Consider the following 24322-nt stretch of genomic DNA (forward strand, 5'->3'; position numbering starts at 1 on the left):
ATCTGGGTTTGAGGTTAGGCGGCCTGCAGGTGATGCTGCAAGCGTCTTTGGTGGATGGTCTGGCGTTTGATCCTTTCGCGTTCGGTGAGGATGGTCTGCCCGCGGCCGAAGTAGACGTCAGCGGGCGTGAGATTATCGATGCTCTCGTGATAGCGGCCGTGATTGTAGTGCTCGACGAAGGCCGCGACCTGCCGTTCAAGGTCGCCGGGCAGATAGTAGTTTTCCAGCAGGATGCGGTTCTTCAGGGTCTGATGCCAGCGCTCGATCTTGCCCTGCGTCTGGGGATGATACGGCGCGCCGCGAACGTGTTTCATGCCCTTGCCGTCGAGCCAGGTAGCGAGTTCGGCCGAGATGTATGAGGCGCCGTTGTCGCTCAACAGCCTCGGCCGATGCGCGACCGTGATCTGGTCGAGCCCCGATGCCGCCAGAGCCAGATCGAGCGTGGCGGTGACGTCATCCGCCCGCATCGTGGCGCAGAGCTTCCAGGCGACGATGAAGCGGGAGAAGTCGTCGAGCACGGTCGAGAGATAATACCAGCCCCAACCCGTGATCTTCAGGTAGGTGAAGTCGGTTTGCCAGAGCTGGTTGGGCGCTGTCGTCTTGTCCTTGAACTCAGACGCCGCCTTGATGACGATATAGGCTGGGCTGGTGATGAGATCATGAGCCTTCAGCAGCCGATATACCGACGCCTCCGAGACAAAGTAGCGCTTCTCGTCGGTGAAGCGCACCGCCAGCTCGCGCGGGCTCAGCTCCGTTTCGCGCAGCGCCAGCTCGACGATCTCGGCCCGGATTGGGTCAGGAATCCGGTTCCAGACACGATCCGGCCGCGAGCGATGATCGGCCAGAGCCTCGATCCCACCGGTGAGATAGCGATCGTACCAGCGATAGAACGTGGCGCGCGGGATGCCGAGCTTGTCCAGGGTTCGCCGTGCCGGCAGATGCGAGGCCTCGACCAGGCGAATGATCTCGGCCTTTTCGGATGCAGGATACCTCATGTGTCGTCCTCCCCATCCGCGAGCATGCTTTTTTTCAGCAGGCGGTTTTCCAGGGTGAGATCGGCCACGGCCTCCTTCAGGGCCTGCGCCTCACGGCGCAGCTCTTTCACCTCGTCCGACGTCGCGGCGCGGGCCGTGTCACCAGCGAGACGGCGCTTGCCGGCGTCGAGGAACTCCTTCGACCAGCCGTAATACATCGACGAGGCGATCCCCTCGCGCCGACACAGCTCGGCGATGCTCTCCTCGCCGCGCACGCCTTCCAGCACGATGCGGGTCTTCTCTTCAGCCGAGAACTGCCGGCGCGTTGCCCGGCGGATGTCCTTCACGACCTGCTCTGCCGGTGCTTTCTCCGGCCCGGATTTCTGTCTCATCTGCGCTCCAAATTGGCTGCGATGATCCAGAAATCCTCCCTTCCCGAAAACTCCTAAACTGTCTCAAGAGCCCTGACGGCGGACAGCGATGTCGTATTGTGAGCTACTCTTGTAGGATGCAGCGTGTGCTCGCTGCGGCTACTATGAAATGAGAATTGATGGCACTTTCCAAATTATATGACGAAGCCCTTGTCTACGCATCCGACCTTCACCGGACGCAGGTCAGGAAAGGGAGTAGCACGCCGTACATCGCGCACCTGTTGAGCGTCTCGAGCCGCGTGCTGTCCGCCGGCGGGACCGAGGTTCAGGCCATCGCCGGGCTTCTTCATGACACCGCGGAGGATCAGGGAGGCCAAGCAACTCTCGACGAGGTCAGGAAACGGTTCGGTAGTGATGTCGCGCAGATCGTGGCCGATTGCACTGATTCCTGGGTTGAGCCGACGCCGGCCTGGCGTCCGCGGAAGGAAGTTTATCTCTCGCTCCTCCCGAAAAAGCCCACCTCGTCGTTGCTCGTCCCTTGCCGACAAGGTCGACAATGCCGAAGCGACACTGAACGACTATCGCAACATCGGCGACGAATTGTGGCGCCGCTTTACAGGTGGGCGCGACGGGACCATTTGGTGTTACCGCGAGCTCAGTGAGATTTTCGATGCGGTCCTGCCCGGGACGCTGGCTCGGCAGCTCGCTGTGACGGTTTCCCACTTGCCAAGCTAAGCCTACCGCTGGGCGGATGGTGAGGGGAGTTCCGGAATATCGTGCTACCATTGCGATTTGCAGTGTCCCAAAGCCCATTGAGAAAAACTTCTTCCAACGGTTAGCATGCACCGCATTGCCTCATCGAGAATGTTACTGAAGGATTCCGCGCCGATGACTGGGGCGGCGTCACCGAATCAGGTCGGTGGCGCCAATGGCGAGCCGGATCAGCATGGGCCCACGGCGCGAGGTGTTGGCGGCGGTGGTAGGCCGCTATCGATCAGCAGGGCGGGCAGATAAGGGGCGCATTCTCGACGAGCTTTGCGCCGTGACGGGCTGGCATCGCAAGCACGCGGTTCGGGCGTTGGCCCATGTCGCAATTTCGTCGGAGGCCCGGCGGCAGCGACGGCCGACCTATGGCGCCGCGATCAGGGATGCGCTTGTGGCGCTGTGGGAGGCCTCGGATCGTATATGTGGCAAGCGGCTGAAGGTAATGATTCCGACATTGCTGCCTTCGCTGGAGCGGCATGGCGGCTCAAGCTCGACCAGGCCGATCGAGCGCTGGTGCCTGGCGTCAGCGCAGCCATGATTGATCGCCTGCTGGTCGAGACCAAAATCGCCGCGGCCGGCGGTAAGCGCCGGCGGGTCGGATTTTATTCGGCGGTGCGGCGTGAAGTGCCGATCCGGACGTTTAATGACTGGCACGATCCGCCGCCGGGGTTCTGCGAGGTCGACATGGTCGTGAACGCTGATCGAAAAATGCTCCCCCATCAGCATCATTGGGACCCCTTCAGCCCATTGATTTCGTTGACTTGGAATGATGGGACCCCCTTGCCGATCATGGTCGAGACCCCGCGCCGAAACACATTCTGTCCGTCCACGCCGCCACCTACAACACCTTCAACGTCCAACGCCACCTCATCTCAGCGAAGACACACCGGGCATTCCGAGCCTCGGCCATGCAGACGTGGCGCGAGGTGGCTGCTGCGGCGTGGTCGCGATTGAATGCTGGATTTGTTGCACCGATCATCCGCTAACGTGACAAAGCCGGTCGACCGCATCAGTCGCCGTCCTGGGCAGACGGCGCTGGGTTGAAGGTATCGAACGTTGATTGTGGTTCCTCGTAGAGCTCGTTCAGGCACTCCCGCCCTTCGAGGTACCCGATATACGCGTTCAGCGAAATTGGTGGGTCTCCCAAGTCATTCCCGTCGGCATCTTCGAACCTGTACTCGTCTTCGCGATCAACTATCCGACAACCGTCGGGTAGCTCCGTCAGGACGGTCTCGCCATCTTTGAAGTAGAAAAGAATGCCGTCGCCGTCCTGGACCTTCTGCTGAACGCCATTCCGCCACCATTCATAAATTGGGCCATCGCCGAACTCGAAGGAATGGATTAGATCGATAACTGCGGGACCATCGTCCCGATGTCGAACGCCTTCCCGCCACCACTCGTACGAGCCATTGGTCGTCCTTCCGCCAACGACAGCTGGGCCATCCTCGCGATGCAATACGCCGAAACGATACCAACTCCGATGTCTTTCTGGGCCGTCGTAGTTGTCGTAGACCTCGATCTCGGCCGGTCCATCTTCTCGGTGCAGAACGCCGCAACTGAAATACCTCACCGTGCCGTCCGGCTCCGTCACAACGTTTCTGACGGGGGCTGCTTGCGCGAATGAGTTTTCGGCGAGTGTGAATCCGCGCGGAGTCTTCGCCGAAATGCGCTTGTGGTATGGAGAGACATACAACGTGGCAAGGTTTCGACCGCTCGGGTGCGTCACTTCGTACATGTCGATTGGATGGGCCGAGACAGACGATTGCGTTGATCCGAGGCGCTGATAGGCGACTTTTGCGCCATCAGCGGCCCGCAAACGGCCGAGATAGGCAGTGCTCCCGAAAATTGTCCTGCACGGAATTGGGTTGGTGGCTGTCAGGCCATATTCACCGATGCCGTTTGGCAGCTCGTCCGCATCGACGCCAGTCTCGCACATGGCGTCCATTGCCTCGAACAATTCCTTCTGGGGCTGAAGTTCTGGAGACGACTGTAGCGCCTCTAGCACCGACCGTGGCTTTTTTCGCCGTAGGAAATCGAAGAGCCCCATTTTGACTTCTCGTGCGGTTAGGTACTTTTAACGAACTAGACGTTTTTCATCGGTGTGTTGTCGCGGCCGGGTACCTTTGCTGCTTGGCGCGAAGATGTCCAGCTTCAGGGGAATGCGCACGAGCTGTCTGACCACCTTGATTTAGAAAGCATTCTTTTCTGAGAGGTTTTTCCTTCCCCGGCTGGTGCCAGAAAAAATCAAAGAGCGACGAGCTTCCCTCAGCTTTCGAAAGCTCGATCTACTGACGCGCGACAGGAAGCCGAAGAGTAATGTTCACTCTCGTGCTGTCTGCTGTCAACGGCGGAGCAAAACCCGGCCACTGAGGCGGAGTAAAAGTAGGCCAGTCCAGACGCGGCAAAGGCCGCTCGCGAAGCGCGCTTTTCCATAGCGCCGTAGCGAGCGAGCGGTCGTCAGGGATATCGCTTCCCACCCGTGATTATTCAGCAGGCCATCTGGCTCTATGCCCGGTTTACCCTCAGCTTCCGGGATGTCGAAGACTGTAATGTCAGCGCACTTATGGGACATCCGCCCTTGAATTATAGCCGTTCGCGGAGAACCTCGTAAGGCGCCTTTCCGTTGAATGCACCGTGAGGCCGGGCGAGGTTGTAGAACTGCTCCCACTCGGAGAGCCTTGCGCGAAGATCGACATCGTCGGTGTAGGTGGAGCTGATAGAACTCCTGCTCATCTGTTCGCTCAATCCCACGGTTGCAGTCGATCTGGTTGAGGACGCTTCACATTTTGTCGCCAGCGGCCTGTGAGCTCGATGCCGCCCGACCAAAGTGAACGACGAGAGCGAGCGGACTATCGTAGTGGAGGCCGAGATTAGACTTATTGCCGCCACCGGCCGATCGAGGCGGTGAGTTTGTAGATCTGCGCGGCCGTCGTGATGAGCGGTTTGAGACATTAATGCTGCACCGGAGGCATTTCGGGCTTCGACCGTATTGTAGAGATTCTTGCAGAAAGGACTGGCATTCGCGGGCGAAGCGAGCATTGCTGTGGCGTGAGATGACCCTTGGATCGGCCCCGCAGCGCAACATCGCTGACGGGGCCTCGGGTGGTGCGACGCTGATGTCGCATCATTCGGAGGGTCTATGCAAAAGTCATCCCGCAATCGGAAGTCATGGAAACGCGCTAGCCGTGCAAAAGCTGGTCGCGGGGCAAAGAAGGCAAAAGCGGCACGTCAGTCCGCACGGCATGCAGCCGGAGAACGGGCTAACAAGCAAACAAAACTGCTTGATCTTCTGAGGCGCCCGGCTGGTGCGAGCATTGCCGCGCTCTCGGAAGCGTCAGGCTGGCAGCAGCATTCCGTGCGTGGATTTTTGGCTGGCGTGGTCCGCAAGAAGCTCGGGCTCGAGTTGGTGTCAAGCATTGAAGCAGATCAGCGCATCTACCGCATCGTTGCAGCGAAGCAGGTCTGACGATGGCTGAAGCCTCGAAGGATGGGATCAATCGCAAGCGCGATCTCGGTGGTCGGCGACCGCAGTCGCGGGGGCGTCTGTCAAGCTGGTCCGCGCTGGCGCATCTTCCGAAACATCTCCAGACAGCTATCGTAAGCTATCGGCGACAGGCGGATCAGTCGGCCGATCTCGATCCGGCGATTCGCCAGTTCCTTGATCGTATCGTCGAGACCCAGACACCCGAATCCATCATGGCCAAGCTGGTCGCCTTTGACCGGGGCCAAGTCGAGTTGAAGGCCGGCACCATCCTGTCCCGTGAATGGAACGGCATCACCCAGCGGGCGATCGTCGTTGAGGATGGCTTCCTGTGGGAGGGGACACGGTATGACAGCCTTTCAGCGATCGCCTTCGCCATCACCGGTACCCGCTGGAGCGGCCCCCGCTTCTTTGGCCTTCGGGATAGCACGGTCGGTGGGGAGGATGGGCCGTGAGAGCGGGAAAAGCGTTGTCCCGAGAGATCGTCCGGTGCGCGATCTATACCCGGGTCTCGACCGACAACGGACTCGACCAGGAGTTCAACTCGCTGGACGCCCAGTTTGAGGCTTCCAGTGCCTATATCAAAAGCCAGGCCCATGCCGGTTGGGTGCAAGTCAAAACCCGCCGCTATGACGATGGTGGTTTCTCCGGCGGATCAACCGACCGGCCGGCGCTGCAGAGCCTGCTCGAGGATATCCGGGCCCGCAAGATCGATGTCATCGTGGTCTACAAAGTCGACCGTCTGACCCGCTCACTCGCCGACTTCGCCAAACTGGTCGAGCTGTTCGATGCCCATGGCGTTTCGTTTGTCTCGGTCACCCAGCAGTTCAATACCACAACGTCCATGGGACGCCTGACCCTCAACGTTCTCTTGTCCTTTGCTCAGTTCGAGCGGGAGGTCACCTCCGAACGCATCCGGGACAAGGTTGCGGCCTCCAAGAAGAAGGGCATCTGGGTCGGAGGTCCCCTCCCCCTCGGCTACGTCATGGAGAACGGCAAGGTGGCCGTCGTCGAAGAAGAAGCCTCGCGGGTTCGTCACATCTTTGGCCGCTATCTCGAACTCGGCAGTGTCCGTGCCCTGATGCGGGACCTCAAGGACCGCAACATCGTCAGCAGGCAGCGTCTTCTCAAAACCGGAGTAACTCGGGGCGGTGTTCCGTTCGGCTGTGGAGCCTTATTCCACCTGTTGCGCAATCGTTTCTACATTGGCGAGGTTAACTACAAGGGCCAGATCTATCCGGGCGAGCAGCCCCCGATCCTGGAGCGCGACCTGTTCGAGCGCGTCCAAACGATGCTCACGGACCAGCGGAGTCATCAAACCAGAACCCGGACCTCCTTCAGCCATCTCCTGACCGGTCTGATGTTTGACGACGCCGGCCATCGCATGGCGCCGACCCAGGCCCAGAAGAAGGGCCGACACTACAGCTACTATGTCTCGCGGCCGCTTCTGTTCGGGAATGCAGCGACCGCCGCGGTTGGTTCGGTCTCTCGGGTGCCTGCCCCTGACATCGACGAGCAGGTCCGCAAGGTTGTGCTGGAGCCGCGACACAAAAGCACGAGCCCGATCGACAACACCTACGCCTCCTTGCTGATCGAACGGATTGAGGTCCAGCAAAACCGCCTCGTCGTGCAGCTGAAGCAGGATCCAGACATCACCATCGAAGAAAACCACTCCACCATCGTCATCCCCTGGACTAAGCCACCCTCCAAACGAGCGCGATCAGTCCTGCGCCCGACCTCCGCAAAACTTCCACTCCGCCCGATGAAGCTGGAGCGACGCGCCACGCTGGTCGCAGCGATTGCCCGCGGCCGGCGCTGGCTCGACGAACTCATTACGGACTCGGCGATAGATACCCAAACAATCGCAAAACGCGAACGATGCAGCCTGCGACACGTCAACATGACTCTGTCGTTGGCCTTCCTCTCTCCCGTACTCACCAAGGCTGCCGTTGAAGGCCGGTTGCCACGTGGCATCGGTCTCGAACAACTGCGCGAGCTTCCGCTTCAATGGGATCGTCAGTTCGAAGCGCTAGGTTTCGGTCCGATCTGACGAGCGCCACCGTCCTTTGGTCTGCCATTTCCAAGTCGCGGCGGAACCGTTCCTGGCATCTCCCCAAAATTTCAAGAAGACGGGCAGAACACAGCCGTCCCACCTCTTCATAAAGTAGCATGACGCCGGCTATGTCCCGTTGAACCGATTGGTTGCAGCGGCCGAACTGGCTGCGCCCACCCAGTCAGCGAACCGGTCTCTGCCGCTCGGCCAAGAACGGGAATTTTCGATGCAGAGACGGAGCGCCCTTTGGCGATATTATTGGGTCCAGAGACGCGCGCAGAGACTCGATGTCTCGTCGAAACCCCGCAATTTGCGCGACAAATTGAGGGATGGGCCACCGAGTCCGATCCTCGCGAACTGGGTGGTGGGCGATGTAGGGCTCGAACCTACGACCCGCTGATTAAGAGTCAGCTGCTCTACCAACTGAGCTAATCGCCCGGAACTGGCCGGATTCCCTCACGGGAGCGGGTCGTTTAGCAAAGTGGACCCGCGATGTCCAGCAAGGCGGCCGCGCTTTCTTCCGCCTTTTCGATGAGACGAAAAAGCCGCCGATCCCCGGCGGCTTCTTCATAGCTACCTATGCCGGCTGATCAGAGACGACCGGAGTCCTCGTCGCGGTCCTTGCTGTGATCGAGCCGATCACCGCCCCGGTCAAAGCGATGATGATGACGCCAGCCCCCCATTCCAAAGCTGTGATTCATGCGGGTGAGGACCATCAGACGGCGCTTCTGGCCATCGTCAAGGGTCTTGTAAAGTGGATCGGCAGCATCGGCGATTTTCTTCAAAGCGGCGGCTGTCTCGGCCATGCGATCGGCGTGCGCGCGAAGCCGCGCCACTTGATCAACGGCCGCCTGCTGCTTTTGCGCATCATCCTTTTTGCTTTCCTTCTTCTCCTTCTTGGCCTGCATCTTGGCGTTCACGCGGTCGATCCGAAGCTTGGCGAAATCGCGGATAGCCTGTTCCACAGGAGGCCACAGCTTCTCCTGATCCGGCGTCAGCGCAAGACCGGCATGAACCGCCGCGATCCGTGCATCCGCGATAGCCGTCCGATCCTGCGGACTGAGCTGCACGCGCTGATGGGACCACGGGTGATGCTGATGGGCATATACTGCCGTCGAACCGGCGATAGCCAGCGCTGCGACACCTGCGAGAATGGCCTTCTTCTTCATTGGAACTCTCCTTTGCAAGGTTCAATCAAGATGGAGGCACGTAGCGCGCCAGGCAAATTACATCTTCGCAAGGGTGCCTTCTCTCACGAAGATGTAATGTCGCCTCGTCGAACCGGCTTGGCCGTTTACGTTTCATCAAACGATGCGTCGCGATGAGGATGATATGTCGCGTTCGACGCGCAGACACGTCGCAGCCACAAATACCGGCGGCGCCTCACGGCGCCGTCCGTTCCGCATCAGCAATGAGGGTTCAACTCGCCGCGGCGGCGGGCACGTCGCGCTGATGCTTCATCACAATCTTGTTCAGCGCGCCGAGATAGGCCTTGGCGGAGGCAACCAGCGTGTCAGGATCGGCGGCCTTCGACGTCATCGCACGCCCGTCCTGGCTGAGACGCACCGATACTTCCGCTTGCGCGTCAGTACCCTGCGTTACCGCATGAACCTGATAGAGTTCGAGCTTGGCCTCGTGCGGCACCAGCCTCTTGATACAGTTAAACACCGCATCCACGGGACCGTTGCCCTCGGCCTCTTCGATCCGGGTCTGGCCACTGACCGTGAGCTTCATGGTCGCGCGCTGCGGACCATGGGTACCCGCGATCACCGTCAACGACGACAGCTTGATGCGATCGTGCGTGGCAGCCATTTCCTCGTCCACCAGCGCGATGATGTCCTCGTCGTAGATGTCCTTCTTGCGGTCGGCCAACGCCTTGAAGCGCACGAACGCATCCTGCAACTGGTTCTCGGCCAGCTTGTAGCCCAGTTCCTCCAGCTTGTGCTGAAAGGCATGGCGGCCGGAGTGCTTGCCCATCACCAGCGAGGTCTGCTTCACGCCCACGCTCTCCGGCGTCATGATCTCGTAGGTCTGCGCGTTCTTCAACATGCCATCCTGATGAATGCCGCTCTCGTGCGCAAACGCGTTCCGGCCGACGATCGCCTTGTTGTACTGCACCGGAAAGGAGGTGGCCGCCGACACCATCTTGGAGGCGCGGGTCAACATCGTGCTTTCGACGTTGCACCAATACGGCATGACATCGGCGCGGGTCTTGATCGCCATAACGACTTCTTCCAGCGCGGCGTTGCCCGCCCGCTCGCCGATGCCGTTGATGGTGGATTCAACCTGACGCGCGCCACCCTCGACGCCCGCCAGCGAGTTGGCGACGGCGAGACCCAGATCGTCATGACAGTGCACCGAGAAGATCGCTTTATCCGCGCTCGGCACCCGCTCGCGAATGGTCTTGAACATCCGTCGGTATTCGTCAGGAACCGCATAGCCGACGGTGTCCGGCAGGTTGATTGTGGTGGCGCCCGCCGCGATCGCGGCCTCTACGCATTTGCACAGGTAGTCGATCGGAGTGCGGGTCGCGTCCATCGCCGACCACTCGACATCCTCGACCAGGTTGCGGGCCTGCTTCACCGTGGCGGTGATGATCTCAAGCACCTCCGCCTCGCTCTTTCGCATCTGATGCGCCAGATGGATCGGCGACGTGGAAACGAAAGTATGTATGCGGCCCCGGCGCGCGTGTCGCACCGCTTCGCCGGCACGGGCGATATCGCCGGGAATGGCGCGCGCCAGACCTGCGATAACCGCGTTCCTGGCGTTCCTGGCGATCTCCGCGACCGCTTCAAAGTCGCCGACCGAAGCGATCGGGAAGCCGGCTTCGATGATATCGACGCCCATGCCGTCGAGCATCTCGGCGACCTCGATCTTCTCCTCGAACGTCATGGTGGCGCCGGGGCATTGCTCGCCGTCGCGCAGGGTGGTGTCGAAAATAACGACGCGGTCCTTGTCGGACTTGTTCGCGGGTGTCATGGAATAATCCTCTGATCAGTGCGCCATGCGGGGCGCTCGAAGGGCTGGCGTCTCTGCGTCCCCCCTGAGTGCCCAGGCAGCAACTGCCCAGCCGGCGCTCAGGGGCCGATAAGAAGCAGAAGCCCGCCAATCAGCAGGCTTGGCATGGACGCAGCCGGAATCGCTCCGGAACCAGCGGTCAACACCGCCTGCCCGTGAATTTCCGCTATTTCGCCGCGCACCAGCATTACCCGACCCTATGAAGGCCTTTTTTCAACGAGAACCATTTTTCAACAAGACCAGTTGACGGTTCGTTTCGTTGCCGGCCCTTCCCGCACGATTTTAGCCGAGAAGGACTCGATATCGCAATGCCCAAAATTTGGTCAGCGATCCTGCCGGACCTGGTTCCCGGCAAGGCGCCCCGCTATCGAAACGCGTTTCGGGGCAGGCTTGGTGCAATGGCGACCGTGTGATACCCCCCTCAAGGCATGGGCGAAACCTCACCGCTGATCGCGTTTTCACATGTCGTCAAAAGCTTTAACGGCAGCCATGTGAGAGCCGTTAACGACGTCTCGTTCGACATCGCGGCGGGTGAATTCCTCGCCGTCGTCGGTGGTTCCGGCTCCGGCAAGACCACGCTGCTGCGGCTCGCCAATCGCCTGATCGATCCCGATGCCGGTACGATCACCGTTGCGGGAGAGGATATCGCCGGAATCGACGCGATCGGGCTGCGCCGCCGGATCGGCTATGTATTCCAGAGCGGCGGCCTGTTTCCTCATATGAGCATCGCGGCCAATATCGGCATCACGCCCCGCCTGCTCGGGACGCCGAAATCCGAAATCGCGGCGAGGGTCGACGAACTGCTCGATCTGGTGCAACTCGACCGCGCGCAGTACCGCGACCGCCTCCCGCATGAGCTTTCCGGCGGCCAGCGCCAGCGCGTCGGCGTCGCGCGCGCACTCGCCGCGAAGCCGCGCATCGTTCTGATGGACGAGCCCTTCGGCGCCCTTGACCCGGTAACGCGTGACGCGCTCGGCAACGACTATCGCGCGCTGCACATCGGGCTCGGCCTCACCACCATCATGATCACCCATGACATGACCGAAGCGCTGCTGCTCGCGGATCGCGTCGCGGTCATGCACGAAGGCCGCCTGGTTGCGCTGGGGACGGCGAAAGAACTGTCCCGTATCGACAGCCCCTATGTCGGCGAACTGCTCGGCACGCCACGCCGCCAGGCCGAGCGACTTCAGGCCGCGCTCTCGCAGAACATCGCGTCATGAGCCTGCTGTTCGATCCGCGCTGGAGCGAAGCACTCGCTCACCTGCCGGACTATCTCGGCAACCACGTCCGCGTCAGCCTAACGGCGCTGGCGCTGGGCCTCGCGATCAGCTTCCCGCTGGCGCTGACCGCCCGCAACCGGCCGATGCTGCGCAGCGCGCTTCTCGGTTTTGCAAGCATCGTACAAACCATGCCGGGGCTGGCGCTGCTGGCGTTGTTCTATCCGCTCCTCCTGGCGCTGGCGATTATGACATCGCAATGGTTCGGCTTCGGCTTCTCCGCGTTCGGATTCCTGCCTTCGGTGCTGGCGCTGGCGCTCTATTCGATGCTTCCGGTGCTGCGCAACACCATCACCGGCCTTCAGGGGATCGATCCCGCATTGACGGAAGCGGCTAGAGGGGTCGGCATGACGGCGCGGCAATCCCTCACCATGGTCGAGCTTCCGCTGGCGCTGCCGGTCATCATGGCGGGCATCCGCACCGCGGCGGTCTGGGTGATCGGCACCGCGACGCTCTCCACGCCCATCGGCCAGACCAGTCTCGGCAACTACATCTTCGCCGGGCTGCAAACCCTGAACTGGGTGTTCGTGCTGTTCGGCTGCATCGCCGCGGCGGCCCTCGCGCTGGTCGTGGATCAGTTGCTGGCGCTGATCGAATCCGGCTTGCGGATGCGCAGGCGCATCCGCGTGTCAACCGGTATTGTCGGCATCGCAATCCTGGTTGCGGCGACATTGGCGCCCTCTCTGACCCGCGCGACATCCACCACGATCGTCGGCGCCAAAACCTTCACCGAACAATATGTGCTCGCGGCGCTGATCTCGCACCGGCTGCAAGCCGCGGGTCTTCCGGCGACGACCCGCGAGGGGCTCGGCTCCAACGTCATTTTCGACGCGCTGGCGAACGGCGACATCGATGTCTACGTCGATTATTCCGGTACGCTGTGGGCCAATCAGTTCCATAGGACAGACCTGAGGCCGCGCGAGGAATTACTCACCGAGCTTGAGACGATACTGGCGCGGCGGAATATTACGCTGCTTGGCGAACTCGGTTTTGAGAATGCCTACGCGCTGCTCATGCCAAAAGCGCGGGCCGACGCGCTGGGCATTCATACGATCTCCGATCTCGCCGCCCATGCCGGCAACATGTCGATCGCCGGCGACTACGAATTCTTCGCCCGGCCTGAATGGACGGCTCTGAAGAAGGCTTACGGATTATCGTTTCGCGAGCGGCGACAGATGCAGTCGGATTTCATGTATGCCGCCGTGGCGTCCGGTGAAGTCGACGTGATCGCGGGCTACACCAGCGACGGCCTGATCGCGAAATACGGCCTGACCGTGCTTGACGACACCAGACACGCAATTCCACCCTATGACGCGATTGTTCTGCTGGCGCCGCGGCGCGCCAATGACGCCAAGCTGCGCGCCGCGCTTCAGCCCCTGCTTGGCAGGATCGACATCGCCATCATGCGGGAGGCCAACTTCCGCGCCAGCGACAGTGATACGGACAACTCACCGGCAACCGTGGCGCGGTGGTTGTGGACGAAGATCAATGAGAAGAAGATCAATGAGTAATAGGATGGTGATCTAACAGCGCGGGTGGGCACGGCGCTTCTTCCTCCCCTCCCCCTTGCGGGAGAGGGTGGCTTCGGACGTAGTGACAAACCGGGTGAGGGGTGAGGGGATGTCGGAAAGCCCCTCCCCCGCCCTCATTTCGTTCGGGCGGCTCTCCGCTAGAGCGTTTTCGAGCGAAGTGGGAACCGGTTCGCAGCAAGAAAATTCGACCAGACAACCATTCCTAGAGCATGGTCCGATTCAACTTGATCGGATCATGCTCTAGCTGAGGGAAGCGCCGTCAATTCTTCGCTTTGTCGACCATAGCGGCCTTCTTGATCCACGGCATCATGTCGCGAAGTCTTGCACCGACCTCCTCGATCGGATGGGCGGCGAGCCGCGCGCGGGTCGCCTTGAACGAGGTCTGGTTGACCTTGTTCTCCAGCATCCAGTCGCGAGCGAATTTGCCGGACTGGATATCGTCGAGCACGCGCTTCATTTCCTTCTTCGTCTCCGCGGTCACGATGCGCGGGCCGGTGACGTATTCGCCGTATTCAGCGGTATTGGAGATCGAGTAGTTCATATTGGCGATACCGCCTTCGTAGATCAGGTCCACGATCAGCTTCACCTCGTGCAGGCACTCGAAGTAGGCCATCTCCGGCGCATAGCCGGCTTCCACCAGCGTCTCGAAGCCGTTCTTGATCAACTCCACCAGACCGCCGCAAAGCACCGCCTGTTCGCCGAACAGATCGGTCTCGCACTCTTCCCTGAAGGTGGTCTCGATGATGCCGGCGCGGCCGCCGCCGATCGCCGAGGCGTAGCTGAGACCAAGGTCATGGGCGTTGCCCGAGGAATCCTTGGCGACCGCGATCAAGCAAGGCACGCCGCCGCCGCGCTGATACTCCGCGCGCACGGTGTGGCCGGGGCCCTTGGGCGCGATCATCAGGACGTCGAGATCGGCTCGCGGGTCCAGCAGGTTGAAATGCACGTTGAGCCCATGCGCGAAGATGAGCGCCGCGCCCTTCTTCATGTTGTCGTGCAGATGCTCGCGGTAGATGTCGCCCTGCAGTTCATCAGGCGTCAGCATCATGACAAGGTCGCCCCACTTCGCGGCTTCGGCGACTTCCATCACCTTAAAGCCCGCGCCTTCGGCCTTCTTGGCGGAAGCGGAGCCCTTTCGCAGCGCGATCGCGATCTCCTTGACGCCGGAATCCTTCAGGTTCAGCGCATGGGCATGGCCCTGGCTGCCATAACCGACGATGACCACCTTCTTTCCCTTGATCAGGTTCAGGTCGGCGTCACGATCGTAATAAACACGCATGGCTGTTCCTCTTTTGCGGCCACAATCGGCCAGATCACATTCGCGGATGGCGCGAGCACGCAGCCCGAAAGAGTTGCGACCGGTTTTTAGGGCTACGGATGCCGGGAGACAAGTCCGCTGCAACCGCCTGGGGGATAGCAAGACGTCATGGGTCGTCCGGGAGTTAGGTGAACAGGACAAGGCCGCGAACGCAGGGGTCATCCGCCAGCATGGGCTTACATCCCTTCCGGCCCGCGCCCGATCGCCGCCACGCCGGTTCGCGACACCTCCACCAGGCCGATCGGCCGCATCAGGTCGACGAACTGATTGATCTTCGAGGTGCCGCCGGTGATCTCGAACACGAAACTCTCATTGGTGGCATCCACCACGCGGGCCCGAAACACCTCCGCGAGCCGCATCGCCTCGATACGCTGATCCCCCGCCCCCTTGACCTTGACCATGGCAAGCTCACGTTCGATGGAACGCCCGGTGAGCGTCATATCGACGACCTGATAGACCGGAATCATGCGGTCGAGCTGATGCTTGATCTGCTGGATCACCATCGGCGTGCCGGTGGTGACGATGGTGATGCGCGAGACGTGCTTCTTGCTCTCGGTCTCCGACACCGTAAGGCTTTCGATATTGTAGCCGCGGCCCGAGAACAGGCCGATCACCCGCGCCAGCACACCCGGCTCGTTGGCGACCAGCACCGACAGCGTGTGCGTCTCCTTCGGATCGCGGCGCTCTTCGAGGAAATAGGCGGAAGCGGGCTGGTTCATGGACACGTTCTCGGATTGATGTCGTGATTACCGTCATTGCCGGGCTTGACCCGGCAACCCATCTTCACAAACGGGATGGGTGCGCGGATCACGTCCGCGCATGACCGTCTTCGCGGAGCGGCGCCTCGAGTCATCTCACACCAGCGCCTTGCCGCCGGCAAAGGCGGCGGCGGTCACATCGTCATTGGCTTCCGCGGGCAAAAGCATCTCGTTATGCGCCTTGCCGGACGGGATCATCGGAAAACAGTTTTCCAGCGCGGCGACGCGACAATCGAACAGCACCGGCTTCTTCACCGAGATCATTTCGGCGATCGCGCCGTCGAGATCGGAGGGCCTGGTCGCCTGTAGCCCGACGCAGCCGAAGGCATCGGCGAGCTTGACGAAATCGGGTAGCGCCTCGGAATACGAGTGCGACAGCCGATTGCCGTGCAGCAACTGCTGCCATTGCCTCACCATGCCCATGTACTGATTGTTGAGGATGAATATCTTGATCGGAAGATCGTGCTGAACGGCCGTCGACATCTCCTGCATCGTCATCTGCACCGAGGCATCGCCTGCGATATCGATCACGAGGCTGTCACGATGGGCCACCTGCACGCCGAGCGCGGCCGGCAAACCGTAGCCCATGGTGCCGAGGCCACCCGAAGTCATCAGGCGATGCGGCTCATCGAATCCGAAGAACTGCGCGGCCCACATCTGATGCTGGCCGACCTCGGTTGTGATGTAGGTGTCCCGGCCTCGCGTCGCCTCGAACAGGCGCTGGATCGCAAACTGCGGCAGGATCACATCGTCATTCTTCTTGTAGGCCAGCGAATTGCGCGCGCGCCAGCGCCCGATCTCGAACCACCACGGATCGATCCTGGGCGTCTTGCCTTCCGCCTTGAACGCCTGCAGCAGGTCGGCCATCACGCTGCCGGCATCGCCGATGATCGGCACGTCGACGCGGATGTTCTTGTTGATAGAGGAAGGGTCTATATCGATGTGAATCTTCTTTGACCCCGGCGAGAACGCATCGGTGCGTCCCGTGATGCGATCGTCGAAGCGCGCCCCGATACACAGCATGACGTCGCAATCATGCATCGCCATGTTGGCCTCATAAGTGCCGTGCATGCCGAGCATTCCAAGCCAGTTCTTGCCGGAAGCCGGATAGGCTCCCAGTCCCATCAAAGTCGAGGTAATCGGAAAGCCAGTGGCTTCGACCAGCGCGCGCAGCGTCTTCGACGCCTCACGGCCTGAGTTGATGATGCCGCCGCCGGTATAGATCACCGGCCGCTTGGCATTCAGCAACAGCGCGACCGCCTTGCGTATCTGCCCCGCATCGCCTTTGATCTGCGGCTTGTACGACGCATGGACGTCCGATTTCCGCGGCGGCGTGTAGGTGCCGGTCGCGAACTGCAGGTCCTTCGGCACGTCGACCACGACCGGCCCGGGACGGCCGGAGGTCGCGACATAAAACGCCTCGTGCAGCACCTTCGGCAGGTCCTTGATATCGCGTACCAGCCAGTTGTGCTTTGTGCATGGCCTGGTGATGCCGACGGTGTCGCACTCCTGGAACGCATCGTTGCCGATCAGGTGCGTGGGCACCTGGCCGGTGATGCAGACCAGCGGGATCGAATCCATCAGCGCGTCGGCCAGCGGCGTTACCATGTTGGTCGCACCCGGCCCCGAGGTCACAAGCGCCACGCCGGGCTTGCCGGTGGAGCGGGCATAGCCTTCCGCTGCGTGGCCAGCGCCCTGTTCGTGCCGCACCAGAACGTGCTCGATGTCGCGCTGCTGGAAAATCTCGTCATAGATCGGGAGCACCGCGCCGCCCGGATAACCGAAAATGTGCTTGACGCCATGATCGACGAGGGCGCGAACGATCATGGCCGCACCGGTCATCTGATTGGAATCCTGATGTTTGTTCTGGCTCATGGTCGACTCCGGCTTCGCAGTTCTGGCGTAGGATTGCCACCGTCACGGATAAGAAAAAAGGCCCTTGGAAGGGCCCGGCGCACCGCCCCTTGATTGGGACAGCTCAACCGCGCCAGACAGCACTCCCGGAAACGACGACCACCGGAACAAGATCTCTGGTAACAAAATTACGCATTTCGTCGCTAACTTTCGCAAAGGTTGCGCGGGTTATACGGGGCGGATTTGCACCCGTCAACGGTGTTTCAATGCAAAATAATGGTGATTTCAGTGTTTAGGAGTGGGGGGGGAAGCCGGCCAGCAGCATCGCCCGGCGTTATCGCGCTTCGGCCCTCTCCAGCACTTGTCTTGCCTCCGCCGGAGCGGCCCAGATGAACTCCGGCAACTGATGACGAAACCAGGTGAATTGCCGTTTGGCGTAATGGCGCGTGTCGGCGCGGCCGATCTCGGCCGCCCGCTCCAGGGATATCTCGCCGCGCAGATGCCGAATCAGCGCCGGTACGCCATGCGCCTTCATCGCCGGCAGAAGCGGATCAAGGCGCCGTTCGGCCAGCGCAGCGACCTCTTCCAGCGCCTCGGCCGCCAGCATCGCGCCGAAACGCGCGTCGATCCGCGCGTAAAGCGCGTCACGCTCCGGAGCAAGGAACACCGCCCTCACCCGCTCCGCCGGCAGCAAAGGCGGCAAGCCGTCGCGATGCCAATCGGTCAGCGAGCGTCCGGTCGCCTCGACGACTTCAAGCGCGCGGGCGACGCGGGAGCGATCGCGCGGTCTCAGGCGTTGCGCCGTCTCAGAATCGCACCGGGCAAGAACCGCATGGAGCGCCTCGGCCCCGTCGCGTTCGAGACGAGCGCGGACGTCGTTGCGCACCTCTGGCGGAATCGGCGGCACCGCCGACAGGCCGCGCGTCAGCGCCTTGAAGTAGAGACCGGAGCCGCCAACGAAGATCGGCAGCCGCTTTTTTGCGAGTGTTTCGTTGAGAACCGCCGTCGCATCGGCCACCCACCTTCCGGCGGAGTAGTTCACGCTCGCATCAACGTGGCCGTAAAGCCGGTGCGGCGCGCGCGCCTCCTCATCAGGCGTCGGCCGCGCGGTGAGAATGCGGAGATTTCGATAGACCTGCATGGAGTCGGTATTGATGACGACGCCGCCAGTCTGTTCGGCAAGCGACAGCGCCAGCGCGGACTTGCCGCTCGCGGTCGGCCCTGCGATAAGCACGGCATCCGTCGCCTCCACCCCCTCATCACGGTTCAACCCGCCCATGTCGCTCGTCGCCACGCTGATCTGCAATCCGGCCAACCCCGCGCTCGATAGCACGGTGCTGGACGGCGCGCGCGCAATTCTGGGCAATGCCGGTCCGGCGCAATGGCTGTGGGACGAGGTCGCGGCCGACATTCCCTTCGAAAGCACCGACTCCATCCCGGCCATCACACAGCGCCTGCGCGAGGCGCGTGGCGATCTGCCGATCGACGTGGTGGTCCAGCCGCAGATCGGACGGCGCAAGAAGCTGTTTCTGGCCGATATGGATTCCACCATGATCGGCCAGGAATGCATCGACGAACTCGCCGATTTCGCAGGCCTCAAGGCGCATGTCGCAGCGATCACCGAGCGCGCCATGCGCGGCGAAATGCAATTTGAGGCGGCGTTGCGCGAACGCGTGGCGTTGCTCAAGGGGCTTCCCGTATCCGTGGTCGACGAGGTGCTGGCAAAGCGCATCACGCCGACGCCGGGCGGGCGCGAACTGGTCATGACCATGCGCGCCAACGGAGCCTATACCTGCCTGATCTCCGGCGGCTTCACGCTCTTCACCGAGGCGGTAGCCGCCCTGATCGGCTTTCACGAGAATCGCGGCAACACGCTGCTGGTCGAAAACGGAAAACTGTCAGGCACGGCCGCGGAGCCGATCGTCGGCCGCGAGGCCAAACTCACGACCCTGATCGAATTGCGTGAGTCCTCCGGTCTCGACGGGCTGGATACGCTGGCGGTGGGCGACGGCGCCAACGACCTCGGCATGATCCAACAGGCGGGCCTGGGCGTCGCCTATCACGCCAAGCCCGCGGTTGCCGCGGCGGCAGCAGCCCGCATCGACCATGGCGACCTGACCGCGCTGCTGTATGCGCAGGGGTACCAGCGCGACGAGTTCGTCAACGCATAGACTCTATAGTGTTTTCGAGCGAAATGGATGACCTGTTCGCGTGAAGAAAACGCGTTAAAACAAGATTATAGAACCTCTTAAACGTGGTTCCGCGAGAGAGTGACTTCCGGACCGGCGTGCGTCGCAAGCCGTCCGGAATAACGAAGGGCTGGCGCGCCTACTTCAGGCTCAGCGCCACGAAACGCAGTTCGCCGGCGCCGTTCGACACCATCAGCAGCACAGCTTTCTTGCCGTCCTTTTTCAGCTGATCGATGCGCTTGCGGATATCGGACGCACTGTTCACAGCTTCCTGCGCCACCTCGACGATCACGTCGCCGGCGCTGAGCCGCTTCTCGGCGGCGTCGGAATCTGCTTCCACCTCGGTGATGATGACGCCCTTGACGCTGTCCTTGATCTTGTAGCGCGCGCGCAGATCCTTGCTTAGCGTGGCGAGATCGAGGCCGAGCGCCTTTTGCGTGACGGGCTTGTCGTCATCTTCCGGCTTGGTCTTGATCGAAACGGGGATGGCCTTGTCGCTGTCGTCGAGACGTCCCAGCGTCACCTTCTTGGTCTCTTCCTTGCCCTTGCGGATGACCACGACGCTGACGGTCTTGCCCACCGCCGTATCCGCGACCATGCGCGACAGATCCTTAGGCTCCTTGATGTCCTTGCCGTCGAAAGCGATGACGACATCGCCGGGTTCGATGCCGGCAGGCTTGGCCGGCCCCTTATCCTCCACACCGGCAACCAGCGCTCCGCGAGCCGGCTTGATATTGAGGCTGTCGGCGATTTCGTCGGTCACCTGCTGAATGCGAACGCCGAGCCAGCCGCGACGCAGCTCGCCGAATTTCCGCAACTGATCGACGACGCCCGCTACCGTCTTCGACGGCACCGCGAAACCGATACCGATCGAGCCGCCGGATGGCGAGATGATCAGCGTATTCACTCCCACGACCTCGCCTTCAAGGTTGAACAACGGGCCGCCGGAGTTGCCGCGATTGATGGCGGCATCGGTCTGGATGTAGCTGTCGTAAGGGCCGTTATTGATGTCGCGGTTGCGCGCCGAGACGATTCCGGCGGAAACGGAGCCGCCCAGACTGAAAGGGTTGCCGATCGCGATCACCCATTCGCCGAGCCGCAACTTGTCGGAATCGCCGAATTTAACGGCCATCAGCGGATGCGGCGGCTTGAACTTCAGCACCGCAAGGTCAGTTTTCTTGTCGACCCCGACGGTCTCGGCCTTGACCTTGGTGCCGTCATTCAAAATGACGTTGATCTCATCGGAATCGGCGATGACGTGATTATTGGTGACCACAATTCCGGCGGCATCGACGATGAATCCGGAGCCAAGCGAGTTCGTCTTGTGCGTCTGCAGGCCGTCACTCTTGCCGCCGCGGCGATTCTTGAAGAAGTCGTCGAAGAACTCCTCGAACGGTGATCCCGGCGGAAGCTGCGGAATCATGCGGCGGCCCTCGCCGCTCTTGGCTTCCACCTTTTGGGTCGTCGAGATATTGACCACCGCGTCGATCACCTTTTCCGCCACGTCGGCGATGCCATCGGGACCGCGGGCCAGCGCCGGCGCGGATACCACGGCGCTCGCGACGCCGAGGCAAAACGCGCTCAGAAGGAAACGCCGGCGAAGACTCAATGCTTGCATCGCTCGGGTCATGTTGCGGGTCTCTCCTGAAAAAGCATACTGCCTGGAGCGTTATCGAGCGAAGCATGTCCTCGGGCCTGACCCGAGGATGGAATCCAGTTCGCGTGAAGAAGCGCGTCAAAGCGTAAAGATAGAGTCTTTCACTGTTCCCATGAAACGGTGAAAGACTTTAGCGCGTATTCCGCAAAAGTGGATACCGGTTTTGCGATCGGAATGCGCGCAAGTTTTGATTGAGAGCGTTTTCTTCACGCGAACCGGATTTCACTTAGCCGGAAGATGCTGCAGCATACACTGCGCCGGACGCCGGGCCTGCGCAAGGTGCGAATGAGACAAACTGGAACCTGCGATCAGGCCAAAGCTGTTGCCAGGACCGCTCCACTATCGCTGGAGCTTCGCTTCTGACTCAAATCAGAAACGAAAATGCTCCAGAGCATGATCCGAACAGGTTGGATTGAGCCATGCACTGGAAGTTACGGTCGGGTCGCATTTTCCTGCGGCGAACCGGTAATCTACTTCGCCGGAAAACGCTCTAACGCCTGACCAGCCAGATCAGGATCAGGCCCGCGATGGCCGACCCGATTCCGGCTATCCGCAAAACCTGCTCCGGAGCCGCCAGCGCGCTTTCCATCGCCCGCCGCACCCACTTCGGAGCCGCGGCGAACAGGATGCCTTCAAGCATGAAAAGGATACCGAGACCGATCAGAAAATCGGCGAAGGCGATGGAACCCATCGAACAGCGTCTCCTAGAGCCTTTTCGCTTCTGATGGAATCAGAAGCGAGGCTCTATAATCTTGATTTAACGCGTTTTCTTCACGCGAACCGGTATCCACTTCGCTCGAAAACGCTATAGAGCATGATCCCGACCCGAAGGGCGGCGCCAGCGCAAAGTGGAAACCGGTTTTCGGATAAGATCACGCTCGATCAAAAGTTAAGGCCAGGGTCTTATTCAACGCAGTTGGATCAGACCCTGGCATCGCAATGTCGAGTCTAAGGCTTCGGTGCGGAGGCAGCCGACCGGCCGCCGATATGTCCAAAGAAACGGAAGAAGTCAGAATCCGGTTTCAGAAGGAAACGCGTGTCGGAACTCTTCAACCCGTTCTGATAAGCGCTCATCGACCGATAGAATGCAAAGAACGCCGGATCCTGATTGTAGGCCTGGGCGAAAAGCCTGTTGCGCTCGCCATCACCCTGACCACGGATCCGCTCCGCCGCCGAGTTGGCCTCGGCGATGATGACGGTCGCCTCCCGATCGGCCTTGGCCCGGATTTCCTGCGCCTTCTGACCACCCTGGGCGCGGAATTCGGCGGCTTCCCGTTGTCGCTCGGTCTGCATCCGCTGATAGATCGCCTGGCTGTTCTGTTCCGGCAGATCGGCGCGCCGGATCCGGACATCGACCACCGAGATGCCGTATCCGCTGGCCTCCTTGTCGAGTTGATCGCGGATGCGCGCCATCAGCATTTCACGCTCATCCCGCACCACCTGAATGAATGTCACCTCACCGAGAACCCGGCGCAGCGACGCGTTGAGCAGCGTCGTCAACTGGATATTAGCGACCTGAATGGAGCCCACGCTTTGGTAGAAACGCAAGGCGTCCTTGATGCGATAACGCGCGAACGCATCGACGACGAGCCGCTTCTGGTCCGACGCGATGACTTCCTGCGACGCCTGCTCAAGGTCCAGAATTCGTTTGTCGATCTCGATGACGGAATCAACGAACGGCGCCTTGAAATGCAGTCCCGGCTCGGTGACGACGCGTACCGGCTCGCCCAGTCGCACCAGCAGCACCTGTTCGGTCTGGCCCACGGTGAAAACAGAACTGTATCCCACCACCAGCAGGGCCAGTCCAACCAGTAGCGCGGCGATCCCTAAAACTCCGGTTTTCATCGGGCACCCCCATCCGTCCTGGCCGGCTGGTTCGCCGTCGAGCCGCTACGCCGCGATGTCAATTCACTCAGCGGCAGGTAAGGCACAATTCCCCCGGAAGACGATGATCCCGGATCGTAGATGAGCTTATCCGCGTCGCCGAGCACGTGCTCCATGGTCTCCAGGTAGATGCGTTCGCGCGTCACGTCAGGCGCCTCCTTGTAAGCCTGGTAGACCTGCAGGAAACGCGAACTCTGACCCTTGGCTTCGGCGATGGCCTGCTCCTTGTAACCTTGGGCATTCTGCACAATCTGAGCCGCCCGGCCTCGCGAATCGGGAACGACACGATTGGCGTAAGTCTGGGCTTCGTTCTGCAGTCGTTCGAGGTCGGCACGGGCGGCCTGCACGTCGCGGAAAGAGTCGATGACCTGAGCGGGTGGATCGACCTTCTGCATCTGCACCTGCTGAATCAGAACCCCCGCTCCATATTGATCCAGGGTCTTCTGCATCAGTTCGTGAACCGACGCTTCGATCTTGGTTCGCTCGGAGGTCAGAATCGGCTGAATATCCGAACGCCCGACCCACTCGCGCATGGCGCTTTCCGCCACGGCCTTGACGGTGCCTTCGGGGTTCTGGATGTTGAACAGGAAGTCGCCGACCCCGTCCGGCTTGATCCGCCACAACACGGTGAAATCGACGTCGACGATGTTTTCGTCGCCCGTCAGCATCAGGCTTTCCTCCGGCACATCGCGCATCGTGCTGGTGCTGCGGGCCGAATCCTGAACCAGCGTCAAACCGATATTGAGGGTCGAGACGCGCAGCGCCTTGGGCAGCAACACGGTCTCGATCGGATATGGCAGATGATAGTTGAGGCCCGGCTGCACGGTTCGCACATGCTTGCCGAACCGCAGCACCACGCCGAGTTCTTCGGACTGCACGCGGAAAAAGCCGGACATGCCCCAGATCGCCACTGCTCCGATCAGAATCAGCAGAATCCCCATGCCGCTCAGATGTCCTCCCGGCAACAGTTGCCGGATACGCTCCTGAGCGCGACGCAACAGATCCTCAAGATCCGGTGGCTTGGGCCCAGTCGGCTGCGGGCCGGCTCCCCAAGGCCCTTTCGGGCCAGGACCCCATGGGCCCCCGGTTTGATTCTTCCACGGCATCGACACTCTCCTCCGCGCGGATGGGCCTTGAAGGCCTAGCCTCGCTCTGTCTATTCGACCTTATAGGGGACGCACCCGGCCCTTA

At 61.2% G+C, this 24322-nt stretch carries 20 protein-coding genes, 1 tRNA gene and 1 pseudogene; 8 read left to right on the forward strand and 14 right to left on the reverse strand.

Translation table 11 applies throughout. From position 1 onward, the window contains the following. Nucleotides 1-14: 14 nt before the first annotated feature. Nucleotides 15-1366 (reverse strand): IS3 family transposase gene (locus NWI_RS12125; RefSeq protein WP_148203856.1). Its coding sequence is split into 2 segments (ribosomal slippage): nt 15-1030 and nt 1030-1366, totalling 1353 coding nucleotides; the frame shifts between segments, so codons are not numbered across the junction. A gap of 158 nt (nt 1367-1524) precedes the next feature. On the opposite strand from NWI_RS12125, the gene NWI_RS17075 reads away from it, so the two are divergent. Both NWI_RS17075 and NWI_RS17685 read left to right on the forward strand, forming a co-directional pair. After that, nucleotides 1525-2007, forward strand: coding sequence for an HD domain-containing protein (locus NWI_RS17075; RefSeq protein ID WP_244374911.1), 483 nt, complete (start codon nt 1525-1527; stop codon nt 2005-2007). A gap of 266 nt (nt 2008-2273) precedes the next feature. Further along, entirely contained in the window at nt 2274-2648 is a 375-nt protein-coding gene (locus NWI_RS17685; RefSeq protein ID WP_011315550.1) for a hypothetical protein, read from the forward strand. Between the two features lie 471 nt (nt 2649-3119). Here the strand turns inward: NWI_RS17685 and NWI_RS16500 are convergent, their stop codons facing one another. Next, nucleotides 3120-4157 (reverse strand): hypothetical protein, encoded by a 1038-nt coding sequence (locus tag NWI_RS16500; protein WP_011315551.1) that lies wholly within the window; start codon nt 4155-4157, stop codon nt 3120-3122. A gap of 536 nt (nt 4158-4693) precedes the next feature. Continuing rightward, nucleotides 4694-4850, reverse strand: a pseudogene (locus NWI_RS17690) (IS481 family transposase); the annotation flags it as partial. A 399-nt stretch (nt 4851-5249) separates the two neighbouring features. Here NWI_RS17690 and NWI_RS18290 point away from each other — a divergent pair. Genes NWI_RS18290 through NWI_RS12165 form a run of 3 tightly spaced genes read left to right on the forward strand, consistent with a single transcriptional unit; the run spans nt 5250 to nt 7641 of the window. Beyond that, nucleotides 5250-5576: a DUF3489 domain-containing protein gene (locus NWI_RS18290; protein ID WP_011315552.1), complete on the forward strand. Its 327-nt coding sequence runs from the start codon at nt 5250-5252 to the stop codon at nt 5574-5576. Between the two features lie 2 nt (nt 5577-5578). Next, nucleotides 5579-6046 (forward strand): DUF2924 domain-containing protein, encoded by a 468-nt coding sequence (locus NWI_RS12160; RefSeq protein WP_011315553.1) that lies wholly within the window; start codon nt 5579-5581, stop codon nt 6044-6046. Further along, nucleotides 6043-7641, forward strand: a complete 1599-nt coding sequence (locus NWI_RS12165; RefSeq protein WP_011315554.1) for a recombinase family protein — start codon at nt 6043-6045, stop codon at nt 7639-7641. Before NWI_RS12160 ends, NWI_RS12165 begins: the two co-directional genes overlap by 4 nt. A gap of 365 nt (nt 7642-8006) precedes the next feature. Here the strand turns inward: NWI_RS12165 and NWI_RS12170 are convergent. From NWI_RS12170 to NWI_RS12180, 3 genes are all read right to left on the reverse strand, one after another. Continuing rightward, nucleotides 8007-8082: transfer RNA gene (locus tag NWI_RS12170), tRNA-Lys, on the reverse strand. Between the two features lie 152 nt (nt 8083-8234). Next, complete coding sequence (locus tag NWI_RS12175) at nt 8235-8813, reverse strand: Spy/CpxP family protein refolding chaperone (RefSeq protein WP_011315555.1); 579 nt, start codon at nt 8811-8813, stop codon at nt 8235-8237. A gap of 250 nt (nt 8814-9063) precedes the next feature. Then, a complete protein-coding gene (locus NWI_RS12180) occupies nt 9064-10623 on the reverse strand; it encodes a 2-isopropylmalate synthase (protein ID WP_011315556.1) in 1560 nt (519 codons plus the stop codon). A 467-nt stretch (nt 10624-11090) separates the two neighbouring features. Between NWI_RS12180 and NWI_RS12185 the strand changes: the two genes are divergently transcribed. Together NWI_RS12185 and NWI_RS12190 are read left to right on the forward strand one after the other, a co-directional pair. Next, complete coding sequence (locus tag NWI_RS12185) at nt 11091-11882, forward strand: ATP-binding cassette domain-containing protein (protein ID WP_011315557.1); 792 nt, start codon at nt 11091-11093, stop codon at nt 11880-11882. Beyond that, the gene (locus NWI_RS12190; RefSeq protein ID WP_011315558.1) at nt 11879-13450 is read left to right on the forward strand and encodes an ABC transporter permease/substrate-binding protein; all 1572 of its coding nucleotides are present in this window, start codon (nt 11879-11881) and stop codon (nt 13448-13450) included. The genes NWI_RS12185 and NWI_RS12190 overlap by 4 nt, the downstream gene beginning before the upstream one ends. A gap of 280 nt (nt 13451-13730) precedes the next feature. On the opposite strand, the gene ilvC is transcribed toward NWI_RS12190, so the two are convergent. From ilvC to miaA, 4 genes are all read right to left on the reverse strand, one after another. Next, entirely contained in the window at nt 13731-14750 is a 1020-nt protein-coding gene (ilvC, locus tag NWI_RS12195; RefSeq protein WP_011315559.1) for a ketol-acid reductoisomerase, read from the reverse strand. A gap of 215 nt (nt 14751-14965) precedes the next feature. After that, nucleotides 14966-15508: an acetolactate synthase small subunit gene (ilvN, locus tag NWI_RS12200; protein WP_011315560.1), complete on the reverse strand. Its 543-nt coding sequence runs from the start codon at nt 15506-15508 to the stop codon at nt 14966-14968. A gap of 135 nt (nt 15509-15643) precedes the next feature. After that, a complete protein-coding gene (locus tag NWI_RS12205) occupies nt 15644-17422 on the reverse strand; it encodes an acetolactate synthase 3 large subunit (RefSeq protein WP_011315561.1) in 1779 nt (592 codons plus the stop codon). A 313-nt stretch (nt 17423-17735) separates the two neighbouring features. Continuing rightward, a complete protein-coding gene (gene miaA, locus NWI_RS12210) occupies nt 17736-18680 on the reverse strand; it encodes a tRNA (adenosine(37)-N6)-dimethylallyltransferase MiaA (protein ID WP_011315562.1) in 945 nt (314 codons plus the stop codon). Here miaA and serB point away from each other — a divergent pair. Next, a complete protein-coding gene (gene serB / locus NWI_RS12215; protein ID WP_011315563.1) occupies nt 18679-19572 on the forward strand; it encodes a phosphoserine phosphatase SerB in 894 nt (297 codons plus the stop codon). The genes miaA and serB overlap by 2 nt on opposite strands. A gap of 157 nt (nt 19573-19729) precedes the next feature. Here the strand turns inward: serB and NWI_RS12220 are convergent, their stop codons facing one another. The 4 genes from NWI_RS12220 to hflK form a co-directional block, all read right to left on the reverse strand. After that, a complete protein-coding gene (locus NWI_RS12220) occupies nt 19730-21220 on the reverse strand; it encodes a Do family serine endopeptidase (RefSeq protein WP_011315564.1) in 1491 nt (496 codons plus the stop codon). A gap of 517 nt (nt 21221-21737) precedes the next feature. Beyond that, nucleotides 21738-21938 (reverse strand): DUF2065 domain-containing protein, encoded by a 201-nt coding sequence (locus tag NWI_RS12225; RefSeq protein WP_011315565.1) that lies wholly within the window; start codon nt 21936-21938, stop codon nt 21738-21740. 257 nt (nt 21939-22195) lie between these two features. Beyond that, complete coding sequence (gene hflC / locus NWI_RS12230) at nt 22196-23092, reverse strand: protease modulator HflC (protein ID WP_011315566.1); 897 nt, start codon at nt 23090-23092, stop codon at nt 22196-22198. Then, nucleotides 23089-24237, reverse strand: coding sequence for an FtsH protease activity modulator HflK (gene hflK / locus NWI_RS12235; RefSeq protein ID WP_011315567.1), 1149 nt, complete (start codon nt 24235-24237; stop codon nt 23089-23091). The genes hflC and hflK overlap by 4 nt, the downstream gene beginning before the upstream one ends. Nucleotides 24238-24322 lie beyond the last annotated feature (85 nt).

The organism is Nitrobacter winogradskyi Nb-255, assembly GCF_000012725.1.
Taxonomy (GTDB): domain Bacteria; phylum Pseudomonadota; class Alphaproteobacteria; order Rhizobiales; family Xanthobacteraceae; genus Nitrobacter; species Nitrobacter winogradskyi.

Coding starts and splice junctions, on each gene's coding strand:
- NWI_RS17685 (WP_011315550.1), top strand. CDS start 2,274: ATGGCGAGCCGGATCAGCATGGGCCCACGGCGCGAGGTGTTGGCGGCG.
- NWI_RS12220 (WP_011315564.1), bottom strand. CDS start 21,220: ATGACCCGAGCGATGCAAGCATTGAGTCTTCGCCGGCGTTTCCTTCTG.
- serB (WP_011315563.1), top strand. CDS start 18,679: ATGTCGCTCGTCGCCACGCTGATCTGCAATCCGGCCAACCCCGCGCTC.
- NWI_RS17075 (WP_244374911.1), top strand. CDS start 1,525: ATGGCACTTTCCAAATTATATGACGAAGCCCTTGTCTACGCATCCGAC.
- hflK (WP_011315567.1), bottom strand. CDS start 24,237: ATGCCGTGGAAGAATCAAACCGGGGGCCCATGGGGTCCTGGCCCGAAA.
- NWI_RS18290 (WP_011315552.1), top strand. CDS start 5,250: ATGCAAAAGTCATCCCGCAATCGGAAGTCATGGAAACGCGCTAGCCGT.
- miaA (WP_011315562.1), bottom strand. CDS start 18,680: ATGGGCGGGTTGAACCGTGATGAGGGGGTGGAGGCGACGGATGCCGTG.
- NWI_RS12190 (WP_011315558.1), top strand. CDS start 11,879: ATGAGCCTGCTGTTCGATCCGCGCTGGAGCGAAGCACTCGCTCACCTG.
- NWI_RS12225 (WP_011315565.1), bottom strand. CDS start 21,938: ATGGGTTCCATCGCCTTCGCCGATTTTCTGATCGGTCTCGGTATCCTT.
- ilvN (WP_011315560.1), bottom strand. CDS start 15,508: ATGAACCAGCCCGCTTCCGCCTATTTCCTCGAAGAGCGCCGCGATCCG.
- NWI_RS16500 (WP_011315551.1), bottom strand. CDS start 4,157: ATGGGGCTCTTCGATTTCCTACGGCGAAAAAAGCCACGGTCGGTGCTA.
- ilvC (WP_011315559.1), bottom strand. CDS start 14,750: ATGCGTGTTTATTACGATCGTGACGCCGACCTGAACCTGATCAAGGGA.
- NWI_RS12175 (WP_011315555.1), bottom strand. CDS start 8,813: ATGAAGAAGAAGGCCATTCTCGCAGGTGTCGCAGCGCTGGCTATCGCC.
- NWI_RS12160 (WP_011315553.1), top strand. CDS start 5,579: ATGGCTGAAGCCTCGAAGGATGGGATCAATCGCAAGCGCGATCTCGGT.
- hflC (WP_011315566.1), bottom strand. CDS start 23,092: ATGAAAACCGGAGTTTTAGGGATCGCCGCGCTACTGGTTGGACTGGCC.
- NWI_RS12185 (WP_011315557.1), top strand. CDS start 11,091: ATGGGCGAAACCTCACCGCTGATCGCGTTTTCACATGTCGTCAAAAGC.
- NWI_RS12205 (WP_011315561.1), bottom strand. CDS start 17,422: ATGAGCCAGAACAAACATCAGGATTCCAATCAGATGACCGGTGCGGCC.
- NWI_RS12180 (WP_011315556.1), bottom strand. CDS start 10,623: ATGACACCCGCGAACAAGTCCGACAAGGACCGCGTCGTTATTTTCGAC.